Origin of the sequence: Enhydrobacter sp., from assembly GCA_025808875.1 — a bacterium.
Taxonomy (GTDB): Bacteria; Pseudomonadota; Alphaproteobacteria; order Reyranellales; family Reyranellaceae; genus Reyranella.
In genome coordinates this window covers 4,148,591-4,166,695 of record CP075528.1, presented here as the reverse complement: position 1 = coordinate 4,166,695, position 18,105 = coordinate 4,148,591, and the positions used below count along the sequence as shown (strand labels likewise).

The 18,105-nt window shown below is 66.6% G+C and carries 15 protein-coding genes; 4 read left to right on the top strand and 11 right to left on the bottom strand.

All coding sequences use genetic code 11. The features are described 5' to 3' along the window. Positions 1–17 precede the first annotated feature (17 nt). Positions 18–1,391, bottom strand: a complete 1,374-nt coding sequence (locus KIT25_20665; GenBank protein ID UYN94420.1) for a nodulation protein NfeD — start codon at positions 1,389–1,391, stop codon at positions 18–20. A 93-nt stretch (positions 1,392–1,484) separates the two neighbouring features. On the opposite strand from KIT25_20665, the gene KIT25_20660 reads away from it, so the two are divergent. Continuing rightward, positions 1,485–2,720, top strand: coding sequence for an MgtC/SapB family protein (locus KIT25_20660; protein UYN94419.1), 1,236 nt, complete (start codon positions 1,485–1,487; stop codon positions 2,718–2,720). A 2-nt stretch (positions 2,721–2,722) separates the two neighbouring features. On the opposite strand, the gene KIT25_20655 is transcribed toward KIT25_20660, so the two are convergent. Then, positions 2,723–3,268 (bottom strand): DUF488 domain-containing protein, encoded by a 546-nt coding sequence (locus KIT25_20655; protein ID UYN94418.1) that lies wholly within the window; start codon positions 3,266–3,268, stop codon positions 2,723–2,725. Next, positions 3,265–4,155, bottom strand: a complete 891-nt coding sequence (locus KIT25_20650) for a LysR family transcriptional regulator (protein UYN94417.1) — start codon at positions 4,153–4,155, stop codon at positions 3,265–3,267. The genes KIT25_20655 and KIT25_20650 overlap by 4 nt, the downstream gene beginning before the upstream one ends. 76 nt (positions 4,156–4,231) lie before the next feature. On the opposite strand from KIT25_20650, the gene KIT25_20645 reads away from it, so the two are divergent. Beyond that, complete coding sequence (locus KIT25_20645) at positions 4,232–4,978, top strand: TSUP family transporter (protein UYN94416.1); 747 nt, start codon at positions 4,232–4,234, stop codon at positions 4,976–4,978. Here KIT25_20645 and KIT25_20640 read toward each other — a convergent pair whose 3' ends face one another. From KIT25_20640 to KIT25_20610, 7 genes are all read right to left on the bottom strand, one after another. Next, positions 4,979–7,738, bottom strand: a complete 2,760-nt coding sequence (locus tag KIT25_20640) for an NHLP bacteriocin export ABC transporter permease/ATPase subunit (protein UYN94415.1) — start codon at positions 7,736–7,738, stop codon at positions 4,979–4,981. It lies immediately after the preceding gene. Further along, positions 7,735–9,930 (bottom strand): NHLP family bacteriocin export ABC transporter peptidase/permease/ATPase subunit, encoded by a 2,196-nt coding sequence (locus KIT25_20635; GenBank protein ID UYN94414.1) that lies wholly within the window; start codon positions 9,928–9,930, stop codon positions 7,735–7,737. Before KIT25_20635 ends, KIT25_20640 begins: the two co-directional genes overlap by 4 nt. After that, complete coding sequence (locus KIT25_20630; protein UYN94413.1) at positions 9,915–11,177, bottom strand: NHLP bacteriocin system secretion protein; 1,263 nt, start codon at positions 11,175–11,177, stop codon at positions 9,915–9,917. Before KIT25_20630 ends, KIT25_20635 begins: the two co-directional genes overlap by 16 nt. A gap of 67 nt (positions 11,178–11,244) precedes the next feature. Next, entirely contained in the window at positions 11,245–13,215 is a 1,971-nt protein-coding gene (locus tag KIT25_20625; GenBank protein ID UYN94412.1) for a RiPP maturation radical SAM C-methyltransferase, read from the bottom strand. Positions 13,216–13,255: 40 nt separating this feature from the next. Then, entirely contained in the window at positions 13,256–14,788 is a 1,533-nt protein-coding gene (locus KIT25_20620) for a radical SAM family RiPP maturation amino acid epimerase (GenBank protein ID UYN94411.1), read from the bottom strand. Positions 14,789–15,016: 228 nt separating this feature from the next. Continuing rightward, positions 15,017–15,391: a Nif11-like leader peptide family natural product precursor gene (locus tag KIT25_20615; GenBank protein ID UYN94410.1), complete on the bottom strand. Its 375-nt coding sequence runs from the start codon at positions 15,389–15,391 to the stop codon at positions 15,017–15,019. A 246-nt stretch (positions 15,392–15,637) separates the two neighbouring features. Continuing rightward, entirely contained in the window at positions 15,638–16,000 is a 363-nt protein-coding gene (locus KIT25_20610; protein UYN94409.1) for a Nif11-like leader peptide family natural product precursor, read from the bottom strand. A 333-nt stretch (positions 16,001–16,333) separates the two neighbouring features. On the opposite strand from KIT25_20610, the gene KIT25_20605 reads away from it, so the two are divergent. Together KIT25_20605 and KIT25_20600 are read left to right on the top strand one after the other, a co-directional pair. After that, on the top strand, positions 16,334–16,747 hold the full coding sequence (locus KIT25_20605) for a PaaI family thioesterase (GenBank protein ID UYN94408.1): 414 nt from the start codon (positions 16,334–16,336) through the stop codon (positions 16,745–16,747). 133 nt (positions 16,748–16,880) lie between these two features. Next, positions 16,881–17,390 (top strand): PaaI family thioesterase, encoded by a 510-nt coding sequence (locus KIT25_20600; protein UYN94407.1) that lies wholly within the window; start codon positions 16,881–16,883, stop codon positions 17,388–17,390. Here the strand turns inward: KIT25_20600 and KIT25_20595 are convergent. Continuing rightward, positions 17,346–18,044, bottom strand: a complete 699-nt coding sequence (locus KIT25_20595) for a helix-turn-helix transcriptional regulator (protein UYN94406.1) — start codon at positions 18,042–18,044, stop codon at positions 17,346–17,348. The two genes, KIT25_20600 and KIT25_20595, sit on opposite strands and share 45 nt — an antisense overlap. Positions 18,045–18,105: the final 61 nt, after the last annotated feature.

The window sequence follows — 18,105 nt, the reverse complement described above, 5'->3', positions numbered from 1 at the left end:
CTCGAGATTGGGCATGTTCAGCCTCCGTGGGCGATGGATGATACTTGCAGGGTGAGCCCTTCGCGGGCGCCGACCTTGATGCGCGCGCCGGGTGCCAGCGCCTGCGGCGAGCGCGCGGCCCAGGTCTCGCCGTGCACGCGTACGCGGCCCCTGGCGCCGCTCCAGTCGATCACTTCGCCCTCGAGGCCGATCATCTCCTCGGCGCCGGTGCGCACGCGCTGTCGCCGCGCGCGCAGGGCCATGCCGAGAACGCCGACGATCATCAGGGCGTTGGTCGCCGCGGCGCCGATCAGCACCGGCCAGCCAAGGCCGAAGTCGATGCCGCTGTCGGCCGGGTCGAACAGGAAGAAGCCGCCGGCCAGGAAGGCGACGATGCCGCCGATGCCGAGCACGCCGATGCCCGGCGTCATCGCCTCGGCGACCAGCATGGCGAGGCCGGCGACGAGCAGCGCGACGCCGGCGAAGTTGAGCGGCATCACCGACAGCGCCATCAGGCCGACGATCAGGCAGATCGCGCCGACGATGCCGGGCCCGGCGAGGCCCGGGGTCCAGAACTCGAAGATGATGCCGTAGATGCCGATCATCAGCAGGATGAAGGCGATGTTGGGATCGGTGACGACCGCCAGCAGCTTGACCTTCCAGCTCGGCTCCACCTGGATCAGGCGCGCGTGGCGGGTCTGCAGCGTGCGTTCGCCGTCGCCCGCGCGGACCTGCCGCCCGTCGAGCTTGTCGAGCAGGTCGGGCACGCTCACCGCCACCAGGTCGACCACCTTCTCGCGCTCGGCATCCTCGGCGGTGAGGGTCGCGGCGTCGCGCACCGCCTTCTCGGCCCAGTCGGCGTTGCGGCCGCGCAGCTGGGCGAGGCTGCGGATATAGGCGATGGCGTCGTTCAGTACCTTGCGTTCCATCGCCGAGGCCTGGTCCTTGGCCGGCGACTTGTCGTCGCCCGGCCGTTGCGGCGCGGGCGCCGGAGTCCCCGGGGCGCCCATGGCGACCGGCGTCGCCGCCCCCAGATGGGTACCCGGCGCCATGGCGGCGATATGGGCGGCGTAGGCCATGTAGGTGCCGGCGCTGGCGGCCCGCGCGCCGCTCGGGCCGATGAAGATGGCGACCGGGATCGGCGAGGCGAGGATGCGCTGGATGATGTCGCGGGTGGCGTTGACCAGGCCGCCCGGCGTGTCGAGCCGCAGCACCAGCAGGCCCGCCTTCTCCTTCTCGGCCCGCGCGAAGCCCTCGTCGATCAGGTGCGCGGTGCCGACGCCGATGGCGCCCTTGACGTCGAGCACGACGACGGGTGGCGGGTCGCCGCGGCCGGTTTGCGCCCACGGGCGGGCGACCAGTACGATCGAACTCAGGAGCAGGAGAAGCACGCCGACGCGTCGGAAGCCCATGGTTGTCCTCCGCCATCGCCTCATCGGGAGCGATATCCGATGGTACGGGGTCGGACGGTGCTGCGGCAACCGGTTTGGGGGTAGGCTCGGCGCATGCGCGAAACGGACCTCCCTCTCGTCGGACTGGCGATCGCGCTCGGCATCGGCCTGCTGATCGGCGCCGATCGCGAGCGCCGCAAGGGCGAGGGGACGAATCGCGCGGCGGCGGGCCTGCGCACCTTCGCCGTCGCCTCGCTCGCCGGGGCGGTGAGCTTCCATGCCGGCGGCGAGATCCTGCTCGCCACCGTGACGGCGGGCACGATCGCCTTCGCCGCGCTGTCCTACTGGCGCAGCCGCGCCGACGATCCCGGCCTCACCACCGAGATCGCCCTGGTGCTGACCACCTTGCTGGGCGCGCTCGCCATGGCCGAGCCGATGCTTGCCGCCGGGGTCGGCGTGCTCGTGGCGGGCCTGCTCCATGCGCGCGGGCCGCTGCACGGCTTCGTGCGCTCCGTGCTGTCGGAGGCCGACCTGCGCGATGCGCTGATCTTCGCCGGCGCGACGCTGATCGTGCTGCCGTTGCTGCCCGACCGCCAGATGGGACCGTTCGAGGCGATCAACCCGCATCGGCTCTGGCTGATCGTGATCCTGGTGATGACGGTCAGCACCGTGGGTTACGTCATGACCCGCATCGTCGGTGCACGCTACGGCCTGCCGCTGGCCGGCCTCGCGTCGGGTTTCGTCTCCTCGGTCGCCACCATCGCGGCGATGGGTGCGCGGGCCGAGAAGGCGCCGGAGCTGTTGCGGCCGGCGGCGGCCGGCGCCGTGCTGTCGACGGTCGCGACCATCCTGCAGATGGTCGTGGTGCTGGCGGCGACCAGCATCGCCGCTCTCGAGGCGCTGGCCCTGCCGCTGGCCTGCGCCGGCGCGGCGGCGGTGCTGTACGGCGCCGGCTTCACGCTGTGGGCACTGCGCGCGCCGCCGGCGGCGGACGAGCGGACGGGTCGCGCCTTCAGCCTGCACAGCGCGCTCGCCTTCGGCGCGCTGCTGGGCGCCATCGTGCTGGCCTCGGCCGCGTTCGGGGAATGGTTCGGCTCGGCCGGCCTGCTCGTCGCCGCGGCGGTCGGCGGGTTGGCCGACGCCCATGCCACCGCCGTGTCGGTCGCCAGCCTGGTGGCCGCCGACCGGTTGGCGCCGGAGGCCGGCGTCGTGCCGATCCTGGTGGCGCTCACCGCCAATACGCTGGCCAAGCTGCTGGTCGCGGTGCGCGGTGGCCGCCGCTTCGCGCTCGCCGTCGTGCCCGGCATCGTGCTGGTCGTCGCGATGGCGTGGCTGGGCGCGCTGCCGTGAGTTCAGCCGCGCCTCATGGCGATCTCGCGCGTGCGCCAGGCCTGTGCGAGGCGCGTCGCGCGATCGTCGAACAGATCGGCACCGCCGTTTCCCGCCAGCACCTTCTCTTCCAGCGCGGCGTGCGGCTCTATACGGCCATCGGCGAGCAGATGCTCGACGTCAATGCCGCGCTCGGCGAGCCGGCGCGCCACCAGCACCGTGCGATGGCAGGCGAGCGGCTCCTTCTCGGCACACATCAGGCAGACCGTGCGTTCCTGCGCCTGCGCGGCCAGCCGGTCGAGCGCGTCGCGGAAGTCCGGGCGCGCGGCCAGCGCGTCGTAGTCGCCGCCGTCCGTCGGCTTGCCGCCGAGTGCGGCGCCTTCGTGGACATAGTCGATGCCGGCCCCGCGCAGCGACATCGCCAGCCGCTCGCGGCCGAATTGCGGGAAGCGCCGTGAATACGGCGTCGAACGCACGTCGACCAGCAGCTCGACGCCGGCGGCCTCCAGGAGCCCGACGAAGCGATCGATCGGGTGGTTGGAATGGCCGACGGTGCGGATCGTCCTCATGGCACGAGCCCCTTGACCTGATCGATGAAGGCGAGCGTGGCGGCCGAGCGCTCGTCTGCGCGGCAGGCGAGGTTGAGCGGCACCTCGATCGCCGGGCTGCCGCGCAATGGACGGTAGACGACACCCTCGAGCGGCAGGCGGCTGAGCGAGGCCGGCACGATGGTGATGCCGAGACCGGCGGCGACCAGGTTGAGGGTCGACACGATGCGCGGCGCCTCCTGGCCGACATGCGGGCTGAAGCCCGCCTCTGCGCAGGCCGCGACGATGACGTCGTAGAGGCCGCGCCCGTCCGGCCGTCTATAGAGGATCAGGGTCTCCTCGGCGAGGTCGCGCAGGGTGAGGCGAGGGCGCCGGGCGAGGCGGTGCCGCGCCGGCAGGGCCGCCACCATCACCTCGCGCAACAGCGCGTGAACGGCGATGCCCTGGGGATCGACGAGGCCGGAGCGGATGAAGGCGATGTCGAGCCGCTCGGCGCCGAGCCCGCTCACCAGCTCCCCCGAGCTGCTCTCCTCCAGCACGAACGATACGTCCGGTCGGCGCGTGCGAAATTCCCGGATCGCGCGCGCGACGAGCGGGTGGAAGGGCGCCGACGTGGTGAAACCCACGGCGATGCGGCCAGTCTCGCCGCGCGCGGTGCGGCGCGCCCGTACCTTGGCCTGCTCGGCCTGCGCCAGCACCGCCTCGGCGTCGGCGAAGAAGGCGCGGCCGGCATCGGTCAGGCCGACGCCGCGCGCATGGCGCACCAGCAACGCGGCGCCGATCTCCTGTTCGAGCGCCTTGATCTGCTGGGAAAGCGGCGGCTGCTGGATGCGCAGCTTCTCCGCCGCGCGCGTGACATGGCCTTCGCGGGCGACGGCGACGAAGTAGCGGAGATGGCGGAGTTCCATTAGATATTTATAGAGTATTGAAATGACATTAATCATATATTTGAAGACTGGGTAAGCCACGGCCTACCGTTTCCCCATGACGGCGTTGATGGCGGCTTCCCTTTCCGTGCTGATGGTGGGCACGGCCTTCCTCTCGGGAATCTTCGGCATGGCGGGCGGCATGGTGCTGATCGGCGTGCTGCTGGTCGTGCTGCCGGTGCCGGTCGCCATGGTGCTGCACGCCGTCACCCAGATGGCGTCGAACGGCTGGCGCGCGATCCTGTGGTATCGCCACATCCAGTGGCACTGCACGCTCTTCTACTTTGCCGGCTGTGCGCTGGCGGTCGGGCTGTGGTCGCTCACGCTCTACGTGCCCGACAAGGCGGTCGCGCTCCTCATGCTCGGCCTCTCGCCCTTCGTGCTGCGTGCCGTGCCCGAGCGGCTGTTGCCGGCGACGCTGGGGCCGGCCCAGCTCGTGGGCGGCGGCTTCGCCTGCATGATGCTGATGCTGCTGACCGGCGTGACCGGACCGCTGATCGACCAGATCTTCCTGCGCTCGAAGATGGGACGGCGCGAGATCGTCGCCACCAAGGCGTCGTGCCAGGTGTTCGGTCACGGCTTCAAGCTTCTCTACTTCGGCGCGCTGATCGATCAGGCGGGAACGGTCGAGGGATGGATGCTGTTGCTGGCCGTCGCCTCGTCGATGCTGGGCGCGACGCTCGGCAAGACCATCCTCGAGAGGCTGTCCGACCAGCAGTTCCGCACCTGGGCGAACCGGCTGATCACCGTTCTGGCGACCTACTACGTCGGTTACGGCCTGGTTCTGCTTGCCGGGGTCGCCTGATCAGAGCAGCTGGCGTGCGGCGAGCTGCTTGAACAGGCCGCCCTTGGCAAGCAGTTCGGCGTACGAGCCGTGCTCGACAACGCGGCCTTCGTCGACGACGTAGATGATGTCGGCGGAGACCACCGTCGACAGGCGCTGGGCGATCACGAACTGCGTGCACTTTAGTTCGCGCAGGTTCTCCACCACCTTGCGCTGCGCCACGTTGTCCAGCGCACTGGTGGCTTCGTCGAGAATGAGCACATGCGGGTTGCGCATCACGGCGCGGGCGATCAGCAGGCGCTGACGCTGGCCGCCGGAGAACGTGACCCCGCCGTCGCCGATGTTGGTGTGCAGCCCCATGGGCAGGGCCTTCACGACGTCGTCGAGGGCGGCGATGCGCAGGGCCTCCATCACCTCGTCCTGGCTGTACGGCAGGCCGGCCGACACGTTGTCGTAGATCGATCCGGCGAGCAGGCGTCCGTTCTGCAGCACCACGCCGAGATGACGGCGCAGGTCCTGTGGGTCGATCAGGCGGATGTCGGTACCGTCAATGTAGATATCGCCCGACTCCGGCACTTCGAAGCCCAGCAGCAGCCGGACCAGCGAACTCTTGCCGGCTCCCGAGGGGCCGACGACTGCGACGAAGGAACCTGCCGGCACCCGCAGGGACAGGCCGCGCAAGACGAGCGGCATCATCGGCCCGTAGCGGAAGCGCACGTCGCGCAGCTCGATCTCGCCCGCCAGCCTGACGATGCGTCCACTGCGACCGGTCGGCTCCTCCTCGGCCTCGAGGATAGGCTGCACGCGCTTGTAGTAGGGCTGCAACATGACCAGCATCAGCGCGGCCCGTGTCATGCTCATGACGGCGGCGACGAACTGGCCGAGCGCCACGTTGAAGCTCACAAAGTCGGCCGTCGACATGAGCCGGACATGCGCCTCGGGTTTGCTGACCTGATGGAAGAAGGAGAAGAGCTCGCCGCTGTGGACGCCGAGCAGCACGAGCACGGCGCCCGTCAGCAACGGACCGAAGGCAGAGCGTAGGACGGTCAGCCGATTATTGAGCTGGCGCTGGTGCAGGCTGACTGCGACGCTGTCACGGTAGACGCCGAGCCACTGCAGAAAGGCCTGCCGTTCGGCGCCGGCGACGCGCAGCTTGGCGATCGACGCCAGGAGCTGCAGCACCGTGCCCTGCAGCTTGCCGGTGAACTCGAGCGACTGGAGATTGTAGTGCAGTACGCGCCGCCCGACGAGATAGGCGACCGCGACGAACAGGACGGAGAAGACCGACACCAGCAGCGCCAGGCGCCATTCGTAGTAGATCATCAGCGCCAGGCTGAAGAGCATGCTCATGCCGGCCGAAGCGAAGGTCGTCGACGACTGGCTGATCAGCTTGCGCATGGCGTTGATGCCGTCGGCCCGGTTGGCGAGATCGCCGGCGGTGAAGTTGCGGAAGAACGGGGCCTTGAGATTGAGCAGCTTGATCCAGACCGCCGCCTGGACGCGATTGTCGGCCAGCGTCTCCAGCCTCAGCGTGGCCAGCGACTGCACGATGAAGGACGAAGTCATGCCGATGGCGAGCAGGAACAACAGACTCATGATGACCACGGCTTGGCCGCGTTCCGCGTCGGGGACGATCGGATCCATCAGCCAACCGGTGGCGATCGGCGTCACCAGCGAGAACAGGCCGGCAAGGAACAATGTGAGGCCGACCGTGACGACATCGCCCTTTCCGCGCTGCAGGCCAAACCGGAGGATGCGCCAGGCGGTGAGCTTCTCGTCGTGAAACGGCGCATAGAAGGAAAACGCCGTCGAGTTGACCTCCGCGGCGATCGCCTTGGACAGCCGGCGCGCCCGGCCGCCGGCATGCAGGACGTAGCGCTTGCCGGCCGGCACGATGGCGCAAGGGGCGCCGTTGCTTCGCAAGGTCACGAGCAAGGGGCCTGCGTCATGCTCCCACCAGTCGCCCACCAGTTCGACAACGCGGAATTGAAGGCGGTTGTCCTGGGCGACCTGCTCCACGGCGGCAGTCAGGGTGCCGCCATACTCGCTGTCGGCGCGTAGCGAGAGCTCGCCGACACCCAGCGCGCGCATGACCCGCTCCGCCGCCGCCGCCACCGTGTCGACCTGGTCCTCGCGCTCGCTTCCGGCCTGGACGCCGATCAGGTCGATCATGCTCTCGAGGCCGTGGTCGAAGTCGCGCTCCGCGCGGCGCTCGGCGGCTGCCAGGTCGAGCGCGCGATCCGCGAGGGCCTGTCGACGCCGGGCGATGGCTGCTGCGAGCGCGGCGGCGGCCTCGCGATCGCAGGTCTCCTCGAAACTCTGCCAGCCATCGAGGCCCTTCGGCTCGACACCCCGCATCTGCGCGAGAATCTGCCGCCAGCCGAGCCACGCCTGGCCGAGCGCATCGGAGGCGTCGTCTCGCGACACAAGCCCGAGAACGGCCGACCGCGTCGTCTCCACGATCTCGGCTTCGCCGGTGGGCACGCCCAGCAAGCGTGCCGCTTCCGGCATGACGAAGGAATCGACCAGACCGCCGGCAGACACCGAGAGGATCGCCGTCCGCCCGTGCTCGTCGACGAGGAAAATGTCCACCGAACCGGACAAGACGAGCCACACGCGACCGCGGGTAGTCACGTCGAGCACGTCGTTTCCGTTGACGAGCCGTCGCGCCGCGATGAGGTCGAGCGCCTTCGCCAAGGGCAAGGCGGGTGCGGACCACCCTTTCTCGAGCACGGCATCGACCGCCTTCTCGTCGCCGGCCAGGGTTTCGATCAGACTCATGCCGCGCTCACCAGCTTGGCGTAGGCACCGTTGATCGCCATCAGCTCCTCGTGGCGGCCGCGCTCGACGATGACGCCGTTCTGCAGGACGAGGATCTGGTCGCAGTCGCGGATCGTGCTGAGACGCTGAGCCACGATCAGGCACGTCAGGCCGCGACGGCGGATGTTCTGGTCGATCTGCACTTCCGTCAAGGGATCGAGCGCCGCCGTGGCTTCGTCGAGCACCAGGATCGCTGGGTTCTGGGCGAGCGCGCGCGCGATCTCCAGACGCTGGCGCTGGCCGCCGCTGAAGTTCGCGCCGGCCTCGATCACCGGCCCGGCGTAGCCGCCCGGCCGGGCGAGAATGGTGTCGTGGATGCAGGCATCCTTGGCGGCGTTGGCAACAGCGGCCGGTCCGATCGAGCGGTTGAAAAGCGTGATGTTGTCGTGGATCGAACCCTCGAACAGGCGGATGTCCTGGTCGACCCAGGCGATCGTGGAGGTGAAGGCGCGTCGCGGCACTTCGGCGAGCGGCCGGCCATCGTACAGGACCTGGCCGGAGGTCGGCGGAAAAAGGCCGAGCATCAGGCGCACCAACGTCGATTTGCCGCTGCCGCTGCCGCCGACCAACGCGACGCGCTGGCCGGGTTCGATCCGGACATTGATATCGCGTAGCACTGGAGGATCGAACGGCGCGTAGGTGAATCTGACATCCTTGAGTTCGATGGCGCCCGTGAGTTCGGGAGAAGAATCCGGCGCCGCCGGCTGGCCATCGAGCAAGGGGTCGGTCTTGGCAGCAAGCACGTCCTGGAGTCGCGTCAGATGACCCTTGGCCTCCTGGAGCTGCGGATTGAGGCCGACAATCTGCTGCAGCGGCTCCGTGAAGTTGCCGAGCAGCATTTGGAATGCGACCAGGCCGCCGATCGTGAGCTCGCCATCCATGATGAGCAGGGCGCCATAGCCCAGTACGACAGCGCTGGTCAGATGGCCGAGGAAGGTCGGTGTCGCGCTCAGCCACTGAGAGGCACGGCCCAGCGTCTGGAACTGGTTGACATTGCGCGCCTGATAGCCCGACCAGATCCGGAAGAAGTCGGACTCCGTTCCCATGGCTTTTATGGTCTCGATCGACTGCAGGCCGGCCATCGATGCCGCTGCTATCTTGGAGTTCGTCGTGAGCAACATCAGGCTGCCGTCCTTGAGACGGCGGCGCAGCGCGGTGGTCATCACGATGTTGCCGACCGAAAGCAGAACAGCGGCGATCGTGAGCGGCAAGCAATAGAACGCCATGACGACGGCGTAGAGCACGACCATGGCCGCCTGCGCGGCGGCGCTGGGCAACGGTCCGGCCATCAACACCGCGAGCTGGTTTGCCGAGTAGACGCGGCTGACGATGTCGCCGTTCTGCCGTTGCGTGAAGAACAACATCGGCAGGTGGAGGATATGCCACAGGAACCGCGAGCCGATGATGGCGGCGAGCTTCATCTGCAGCCGCATCAGCACGCGCTGCTGCAGCCAGGTGACGAGGCCGCCCATCAGGATGGCGAACAGCAGTCCGACGACGATCGGGAAAAGCCAGGTATCGAAGCCGCGGATCAGCACCTCGTCGACGAACACCTTGACCAATGCCGGCATCATGATCGCCGGCACCGTGAGCATCAGCGTCGTCACCGCCATGACGATCAATGCCGATTGCGAACCGGCGGTCCATCCGAACAGGGTGCGCAGCAACCCTTGCGGCTGTCCGCCGGGTTTGAAGTCGGGACCGGGCTTGAACTGAAGGACGATACCCGAATAGTGCTCGGCGAACTCCTCGCGGTTGACGGTCCGTCGACCCGACACCGGATCGTTGATGCGAATGCCGCGGCCCATCGGGCCGTCGACGACGATGAAGTGGTTGTTGGACCAGAAGGCGATGAAGGGGGTTTCGATGGAATCGATGGCGTCGACGTCGACCTGCATGCCTGAGGCCTCGAGGCCGTAGCGCCGGCCGGCCTGCACGATCGAGCTCGCCCGCGCGCCGTCGCGCGACACACCGCAGGCCTGGCGCAGCTCGTCGAGCGGCACGAAGCGCCGGTAGTATCCCAGAATCATGGCGAGCGATGCCGCGCCGCACTCCGCCGCCTCCATCTGGAGCACGGTCGGCGTCGAGACTGCCCGGCGCCGCCGTTGACGCGGCGCCGACGCGGCGAACTCGTCGGTCACAGGTGAGTCCATGTCTCCGCGATAGGCAGGATCAGGCTGATGGGTCGCACCCGGTCGACGACGATGCGCGACGCTGCGGTCACGCCGGGCGTGACTGCGGTCGGCGGGCTGGTCAGCGATGTCCAGGCAAGACCATCGGCCGTGTCTGGGCTGCGGTCGAGCGAGATCAACACTTCGATCGGCGCTCCTCCAATCATCATCATCGCAACCAGCGCGGGATCGCCCAGGACGGCCTGCAGGCCTTCACGCGACATCGGCAGCGCGCTCACCTTGGCGACCTGACCCCGGATCGAGCCGTAGATGCGCTCGTCGATCGATGACGGGCTCACCTGGACGGGCATGCCGACCTCGACGCGCTTTCCTTGATCGATCGGCAAATAGGCGTGCACGATCAACGGGGCCTGTCCGGAGCCCGACTCGATGACGAGCAGTTTCATACCGCTCGCCACCGTTTGGTTCATTTGCACCGTGAGTTCACTTACCGTTCCGTTGACCGGACTGCGGATCTGGGAGCCGACGTCAAACTGGACCTGCAGATCCTTGAGGCGGGACTCGGCGTCGATCACCTGCATGCGCATCTGGGCAAGGCTGCGTGCGACTTGGTCCTCGAATTCGATTTGCTGCGTCTTCTGGGTCGATATCCTGTCGGTCATTTCGCGAATCGACTGCCTCATGCTGTTCAGTCGATCGAAGGCCTGCTGCACCTGCTCGCGGGTGGCGAGGCCGCGCTGAAGCTGCGTGACGTAATCGTTATAGAGCTTCTCCAGCATGGTCCGACTCTTGTCGGATTCGGCGAGGCTGGCATTGAGCGAGCGGATCTCCTGGTCGAGATCCTGCTGGCGCCGTTTGACATCGCTGGCGGAGGTCGCCTGATAGCGGGTCCACTCGTCCTGCTGCGCCTTGAGGGCAATGGCCGCCTGATCGCGTCGCTCCTCGATCTCGTCGAGCTTGACGCTCACCAATACCTGGCCGAGCTCCACGACTTGGCCGGTCTTGACGTGAATTTTGGTCACGGTGCCGCCGGCACGGGCGACGACGTTGGCCACCGCGCTTTCGTCGAGGAGGATGACGCCGGGCCCCTTGGCGTGGAAATCGAGCCGCCCGAGAAAGCCCCAGATGATGACGCCGAGCATGCAAAGCGAAAGGCCGCCCAGCAGGATCCAGGTCGACCGCGAAGTCAGCCGGATGGCGTCATTCAAATGCTCCGGATCGCGAATTGTCCGTCCGTCGGTCGGACTCTTGGTCTCGACATTCGCCATGGCACCCCCAAGATGCTCGAGCATGCGCGGCCAAAGCAATCAAGTGAGAGCCTAGCATGCGAGTATTCTATGCCGCCGCCAACAAGGGTTCGTTCCGCCGGTCGAAGTATCCACCCGGGAAGGCGGTTGGCGCCGGCATCGGAACATGAGGATACCACAGCGCCAAGCCAACCAAACGCTGGTCCATGCGCAACAGCAACTTGGCGTCGAGCAGATCGCCGATGGCCGTGTCGATCTCTTTGGCGCCGAAGCCTGCCTTCGAAATGCTGGCGCAGATGCGCGCTTCCGGCATGCCTTCGTCGGCGGCAAGCATGACCTCTCGATGCGCGCCGGCGAGTTGATGGTGAGGGGCGATCGCAAGCGCCCGGGTGTCGTTAACCAATAGCGAACTGCCTGCATGCCGCATCGAGAGCATCGGCAGATGAGGCGCATACCAGGCCTTCAGCCAGCCATCGAGCCCCTTGGCCACCGCATGCAAGCCGGGTCGCCGCGTGGGGTCGCGTCCGGCGAGGTGGCCGCCCGCGTCGGTCTGCGGAGAATCCTCGAAATAGTAGACTTGGTCGTCCAGCTCCGACTCGCTCAGCGGATAGACATAGCGGTAGGGCTGCGCGGCACGAAGTTTCAGCCCGTATTTCTGCGGGTTCTGATGATAGGGGCTGTATCTTTGGTATCGCAATCGGACCGCGCGGCCAGGCTGCAGGTGATGCAGGTGCCCGAGCCACGGAGCCATCTCGGCGTACCATTCGTCGCTCTCGCCCGGGAATCCCCACAGCACGCTCCAGCTCACCCTGACGCCGTTCTGGCGGCACCACTTGAGAAGCTGGACATTGTGTGCCGCCGTGACGCCCTTGCCCATCAATTTGAGCACTCGCGTATCCAGGCTCTCGATGCCGGGTTGGATCCACCGTACTCCCGCAGCCGCGAGCTTCTCGACCTCGTGGCGCTTGAGGTTCGCCTTCACTTCGAAGAAGACGTTGAGCTTGTCAGTCATCGCGGCGAGCTCGGGCAGAGTCTTGTCGACGTAGTCGAGCGCCAGGATGTTGTCGACGGCCTCGATTCGCCGCGAGCCATAGCGTCGCGACATCTCGATCATCTCGCCCGCAGCCTTCTCCGCCGGCTTCTGGCGAAAGCTCATTTGGCCGCCGTTGAGGCCGCAGAAAGTGCAGTGACTGCGCTCGCCCCACCAGCAGCCCCGCGAAAACTCCATGGGCAGACCCGGCCAGATACGGTCGGCAAACAGCGACTCTCGCAGCTCGGCAAAGTAATCCGAAAAATCCGGCAGCGGCAGATCCCGCATGTCCTCCATGACGGCACGAGGCACGAAGTCGCCCGTCGTGGTCGACGGATAGCCGGCAGCGCGGTGCGGCGGCCCGAAGACGCCGAACGGCAACGCATCGAGGGGAATGTCGCGGCCGCGCGCCAGAATGTCCCGTACCAGGGTCGTGACCAGCCCGTCGGCCTCGCCGGACACGACGTAGTCGACCCAGGGAAAACGCGCGTGCGTGGCACGTCCCATGACGGTCTCGCAGTTGGCTCCTCCCATCATCGTGACTACATGCGGAGCGCGTTCGCGCAGGCGCCGCAGGAGCGCCAGTGAAGGCACGTGCTGGCTGAAAGTCGAGCTGCAGCCGACGACGCGCGGTCGATGCACCAGGATCTTGTCGATCGTCCAGTCGACGAACTCGATCATGCGCGCGCGCAGCTTCTTGAAAGTCGCGCGCAGTTCGTCCGCGCGGTCGCTGTACATCGGATTGCGCCGAAAGTACTCGTTCAGGAACAGATCCGCGTCTGGCCTGAAGTCGGGAAAAGCCACGGCGCCGAACAACCAGTCGACGACGCCCTCCTCGGGCAGAGCGCTCTCCAGCACGTGATAGTCGGCAATACCGACATACTCGAGGAACCACATATTGGAGTGAATGACTCTCGACTGCAGTCCGTCGCGAGTGAGCAGCGCCTTCAGCAGCCCGAGCGCGAGGGATGGCCGTTCGACCGCGGTAAGCGGCATGTTGACCAGCACGACGGGAGTTGCGACCGGCACCCCGTCCGTCCGCGGTGGAGCTTCGTCTCGTCCCGTCGCCTCAGGCTGGTTGGACATGCGGGATGCTCATGCGCTCGACCGCCTGCCGCTGGGCTTCGGCGCGCATCTCGAGCCCCTCGTTGCGCTGGCCGGCGAAGCGATCATCGAGATCCTCCTCGATCACGCCGGCTTCGAAGAGTTGGTCGAGCAGGTCCGCAACGGCGAGAACCTCGCTGCCGTCGGTCGCCGCCCGAGCGATCAATTCGGGCGCCGTCAGCGAACCACCAGCGATCAACTCGCCCACCGACTGTCGCGCCGCGAGGTCGCGGATACGGTGCTCGACGCGCCGCGACCGAAGCTTGAACTGGCCTTCGCCGGGCTCGTAGACGAGGTCGGCGCGGAAGCGAACTGGCTGGTCGGCCGGCAGGCACGGTTGCATGTGCTCGTCGATGATGCTTTCAACGCCGGCGCGGAACTCCTCGATGGTCTTGAAGGAACGCTCGGCAACAATGCGGTACCCGAGCGGCCATCGCTTGCTGCCGGGCACCGGCGTGACCAGCTGGATGCGTCCGCGCATCATGCTGACCAGGAATCCCGAGACGCAGGCGATCGTCGTGTGGTCGACCTCGAGCAAGGAGATCTTGTCGTCCTTGCCCGACGCTCGCAGCGTTGCCTTGCGGTCGCGCGCCCGGCCGGCGTCGGCCTTCGCCGTGAAGGAGTCCTTGCTCTGCATCACCAACTCGACGCCCATCAGCTCTTCGGGCGAGAAGGTGGCGTGAATCTGGTTGAGTTGCCTGGTGGTCAGGACCGAGAAACGGTTGGTCACCGTACGGTACTTGTCGAACAGCGCCAGAACACGGCGAGTCAAGTCGAGGTTCTTGAGTGGCGCCGCGGTGGTGGTCTGCGGCAACGCCCCGGTGACCTGGTAGTAGTCGACGAGAAAGCGGTCGTAGTCGGGATTGTCGCACGGATCGGTCGCCCAGTAGCAGAACCCCGTGCGTGCCGCCTGGCCGAACAATTCATGGGCAACGCCCACGACGCCGCGCCACAACTCGGCGTGTTCTTGGCTGTATGCGTAGTGGCCCTTGAAACGGTCGGCCGACAGCCCGCAGAACCAGCAGCCGACCGTGCAGCCTTCGCTCAGCTCGAACGCGATCACAGGATGGGTGACCGATCCGGCAGAACCACCCAACTCACTGTTGCAGCGCAGGATCTGGCGCTGGCGCCAGGCGTGGAAGCGCGGGTTGACGGTCGACATGTCGCCTTCATCGCGCAGCAGGTCGCGATGCTTGATCATCTCGGCCATGTATTCGTCCCACGCCGTCGCCAGCGGCCATGGCGCGCTTTCCGGGGAATTGCGGTACTTGAGATGCGTCCCGCGCCACAGCGGCAGGCCTTGCATCGGGTCGATCTCGATGCCATAGCGCTCGGCGACGATTTGGGGATCGTCGCGATGCTCGGCGAGCGCGGCGCGGAAATCCTTGTCGGCTACCAGCCGCTCCATGAAACGCTTGATGTGCGCCAGAGTGCGCATTTGCTCTGGCGTGCGCCGGTCGAAGATGTTGCGATAGTGCTCAGTCGCCTTGGAAACCATGGTCTCACCTGAACGACGCTCGTGACCCTGCTCGGGATACGACAACTACGGGGTGTAGGCTGTTGGAGTATCGATCAGCGCGCAACAGAAACGGTGCGCCCGGCATTTGCCGCCGAGCGCTCCCGACTCTGTCCCGACGACGTACCGGCAGCCCGAAGCATACCTCTCCGTTGAGCACCATGCCGTCGGCGCGGTGCCCATCGGAGTCTCAGAACCGTGGGACAACTCTCAGATCAGGACGGCTGCGACCACGACGACCGCTTCGGCGGCAGCGGCGACATCGGCTGCAGCCTCGGCGACCTGCACCGCGGTCGTCGCGACTTCGGCTGCTTCGACGGCCGTGGTGGCGACCGCAGTCGTCTGCACCGTGGTCGTGCTGGTGGCGCCGCCGCCAGCGATTGCGTCGAGCTGCTTGTCGCTCAGCGGCTTCGGGCTCTTCGATTGCGCGAACGCCTTGGCTTCGTCGAGGGTGAAACTGTATCCCATCTGGCCCGCCAGAGCGACCACAGCCGCAAGGCCGGTAGCCTTGGGCTGAACCTTTGCGCGGAGATCGGGCTTGGACGCGAGGTCCTTGGAGAAACGAGCGACTTCGGCCATAGACATTGGGTGCCCCCTTCTGACTACTCCCCGTGAGTTCGCTATGTTGCAGAGTCACGCGTGGTCGTCAATCCATCTCACGACGACTGCATCGAGATATGCATGAAGGCAGCCTGCCTGCGCCAAACGACGGACCACGGCGCTGATCGCGTCAGTGACAACGGCGTCATCACGCACCGTGAGTGCCACACCTGACGCTCAACTCGTCGATTCGACATCGCGATGCTCGTGATGCGGCGTCGCCACGCCCGGTCAGGCGACCATCGTAACGACAGCGCTGTTCGCCTGACTCACCACCTGTGTTTGCGTGTAGTCCAGCACCGTAATGACGACCGTCTGGTTGCTGGTGCCGCCGGTCACCGCGGAAACGACCGCTTGCGAGGAGGCTTGGTTGCCTTGACCGCCGGCAATCACCTCGAGCTGATCGTCCGTCAGCTCCCGCTTGGCGGCGCCGCGAATGACTTGCTTCAGCTCGTCCATCGAGAAGCTGTAACCATTGGCTTTTCCGAGTTCCACGAGGGACGCCAATCCAGCGGCGCTCGTCTTGACCTTCTCGGCAAGCTCCTTGTTGCTTGTGAGATCCTTGGCGAAACGTTGTGCATCAACCACCGACATGATGATGTCTCCCGTTGCAGAAGCCCCCCGGCACGAATTCTTGAGAAGTGCGCTGATGGCTGTCAAACGAAGTCGAACACCGTCCAGTCTGCTGTGCACAAATGCACAGTCGAACGAGGGCGACGGTCGCCATCGCTGCGGACGCGCTGAGAACTGACACCGTTCGTCAATGGTGAATTTATAGCGGAATGTCCGGGCCTGGTGTCTGCGCGGCTGAAGTCGCAGCGACGCTGAGACTTTCCGTGCGCCGCGCAGGGTCGTTGCGCGGGTCATTCGCGGGCCGACGCATCCTACCGTTGGCTCAGAGGCGGGCGTCGGTGAATATGGGTTGAAATGGCGACAACGGTACCCGAAGGATTTCGCGAGCTCACCGAAGTGAGCGGCTTCACTGCAAGCAACGGGCCGTGGTTCGAGAAGGTCGACGGAAATCGTGTCATTCGCGGCTTTCGACCGGGCGCGCAGCATGCGAACACGCTCGGCATCGTCCATGGCGGCATGCTCGCGGCCTTCCTCGATTCGGCGATGGGCACCGCGGTGTTTCACGCGCTCCGGCGGCGAGCCGTGACGTTGAGGTTGACGCTCGACTATCTCGGCTCAGGCCGCATCGGTGACTGGCTGCAGGCTGAGGGTTGGGTCGTTGGTCACGATGAGCACGTGGTGCAAGTGCGTGGTCGACTCTACGGACGGCGCCACGAGGTGCTGGCCGGATTGGGCACCTTCGCCCTGCTCAGCCGCCAGCGCGGTTAGGCGACCAGCGCGACCGCGCTCGCCACCGCTTGCGCCCGCCCGGTTCTTCTCGGCCATCTCCTCGTCCACGCTCTCGACAAAGCCGAGATTGATCGTGTGGCGCTCTCGGATGTGCGGCCTTAGGCTCTACATCATGCTCGACGACGATCCACCAGAAGGCTTCCAGCGCATCGACTTCGACCGCGGCCGACCCGATGCGACTTTCAACTCCCATGTCGGCAATCTCTACGCCCGGCGCGGCGAAAAGGGCTCGCGCGACGAATTCGTCATGGGCTTTCGCGTGCGGAGCCACATGTGCAACCCGGCAGGGGGATTGCACGGCGGCATGATGATGACGGTGGCCGACCTCGTCGGCACGATGGGCGGCGGCACGCTCGTCGGCTTGCGGAAGTTCCTGCCCACGGTGAGCATGACCTTCGATTTCGTCGCGCCGGCGCGGGTCGGCGACTGGGTCGAGGGCCGCGCCGAGGTGGTGCGGCAGACGCGCTCGCTACTTTTCACCAACATATATCTGAGCGTTGATGACAAAAAGATCCTGCGCGCCTCGTCGATCGCCAAGATTCCGTCGGGCGACGGGCCGCCGTTCGGCAAGGCTCGCCTAGACAGAGGTGCGAAAGTGGCTGGCGAGGGCGCGTCGTCCTGAATCGGTGAGGCGTACGGTGCGGCCGCGACGCATGCGCTCCGCCCAGCCGCGCTTGAAGAAGGTGTCGGCGAGGGCCGAACCGAGCGCGCCCGAAATGTGCGGTCGCCGCTCGCTCCAATCGAGACACTGACGTGCGAAGTGACGCGTGCCGGCGCGCTTGGCGCCGGCAAGGTCGACGCCCAATCGCTCGCAGAACAACTCTCCGGAAGTCGTGAGCTCCCAATCGCGCGTCCCTCTCGGCTCGAGATGGCCGTGCTGGGTGAGAGAATCGGTAACAGCGATGCCGACCTGGCCAGCGAGATGGTCGTAGCATGTGCGACAGAAGCGCAGGTCGGGATCGCGCCGCCACGCGGCTGACTTGGAAGCGGGTGGCGTGCGCGTTCCCGCCAGCGCCATCAGCGCTTCGATGGCATGTGCGACGTCGCCTGACGCCAGACGATAAAAGCGATTGCGGCCCTCTGCCCGTGCCGCCAGCAGATTGGCGTCAACCATGCGGGCGAGATGCCCGCTCGCGGTCTGCGCGGTGACGCCGGCGGTGTGGGCGAGGTCGGACGCGGTATGGGCGCGGCCGTCCATCAGGAGTTGCAGCATGGCGGCACGCGCCGGGTCGCCCATCAAGGCGGCGACTTGCGACAGAGCGTTCACGGTGATCATCTTTACAATCTAGGTCGCGGCCGCAGTACTCGCCACGGCCAATAGTTCGGCTTAAGCCGAA

Excerpts from the sequence above, each read along its gene's own strand:
- KIT25_20665 (UYN94420.1), bottom strand. The coding sequence starts at position 1,391 with ATGGGCTTCCGACGCGTCGGCGTGCTTCTCCTGCTCCTGAGTTCGATC.
- KIT25_20660 (UYN94419.1), top strand. The coding sequence starts at position 1,485 with ATGCGCGAAACGGACCTCCCTCTCGTCGGACTGGCGATCGCGCTCGGC.
- KIT25_20655 (UYN94418.1), bottom strand. The coding sequence starts at position 3,268 with ATGAGGACGATCCGCACCGTCGGCCATTCCAACCACCCGATCGATCGC.
- KIT25_20650 (UYN94417.1), bottom strand. The coding sequence starts at position 4,155 with ATGGAACTCCGCCATCTCCGCTACTTCGTCGCCGTCGCCCGCGAAGGC.
- KIT25_20645 (UYN94416.1), top strand. The coding sequence starts at position 4,232 with ATGACGGCGTTGATGGCGGCTTCCCTTTCCGTGCTGATGGTGGGCACG.
- KIT25_20640 (UYN94415.1), bottom strand. The coding sequence starts at position 7,738 with ATGAGTCTGATCGAAACCCTGGCCGGCGACGAGAAGGCGGTCGATGCC.
- KIT25_20635 (UYN94414.1), bottom strand. The coding sequence starts at position 9,930 with ATGGACTCACCTGTGACCGACGAGTTCGCCGCGTCGGCGCCGCGTCAA.
- KIT25_20630 (UYN94413.1), bottom strand. The coding sequence starts at position 11,177 with ATGGCGAATGTCGAGACCAAGAGTCCGACCGACGGACGGACAATTCGC.
- KIT25_20620 (UYN94411.1), bottom strand. The coding sequence starts at position 14,788 with ATGGTTTCCAAGGCGACTGAGCACTATCGCAACATCTTCGACCGGCGC.
- KIT25_20615 (UYN94410.1), bottom strand. The coding sequence starts at position 15,391 with ATGTCTATGGCCGAAGTCGCTCGTTTCTCCAAGGACCTCGCGTCCAAG.
- KIT25_20610 (UYN94409.1), bottom strand. The coding sequence starts at position 16,000 with ATGTCGGTGGTTGATGCACAACGTTTCGCCAAGGATCTCACAAGCAAC.
- KIT25_20605 (UYN94408.1), top strand. The coding sequence starts at position 16,334 with ATGGCGACAACGGTACCCGAAGGATTTCGCGAGCTCACCGAAGTGAGC.
- KIT25_20600 (UYN94407.1), top strand. The coding sequence starts at position 16,881 with ATGCTCGACGACGATCCACCAGAAGGCTTCCAGCGCATCGACTTCGAC.
- KIT25_20595 (UYN94406.1), bottom strand. The coding sequence starts at position 18,044 with ATGATCACCGTGAACGCTCTGTCGCAAGTCGCCGCCTTGATGGGCGAC.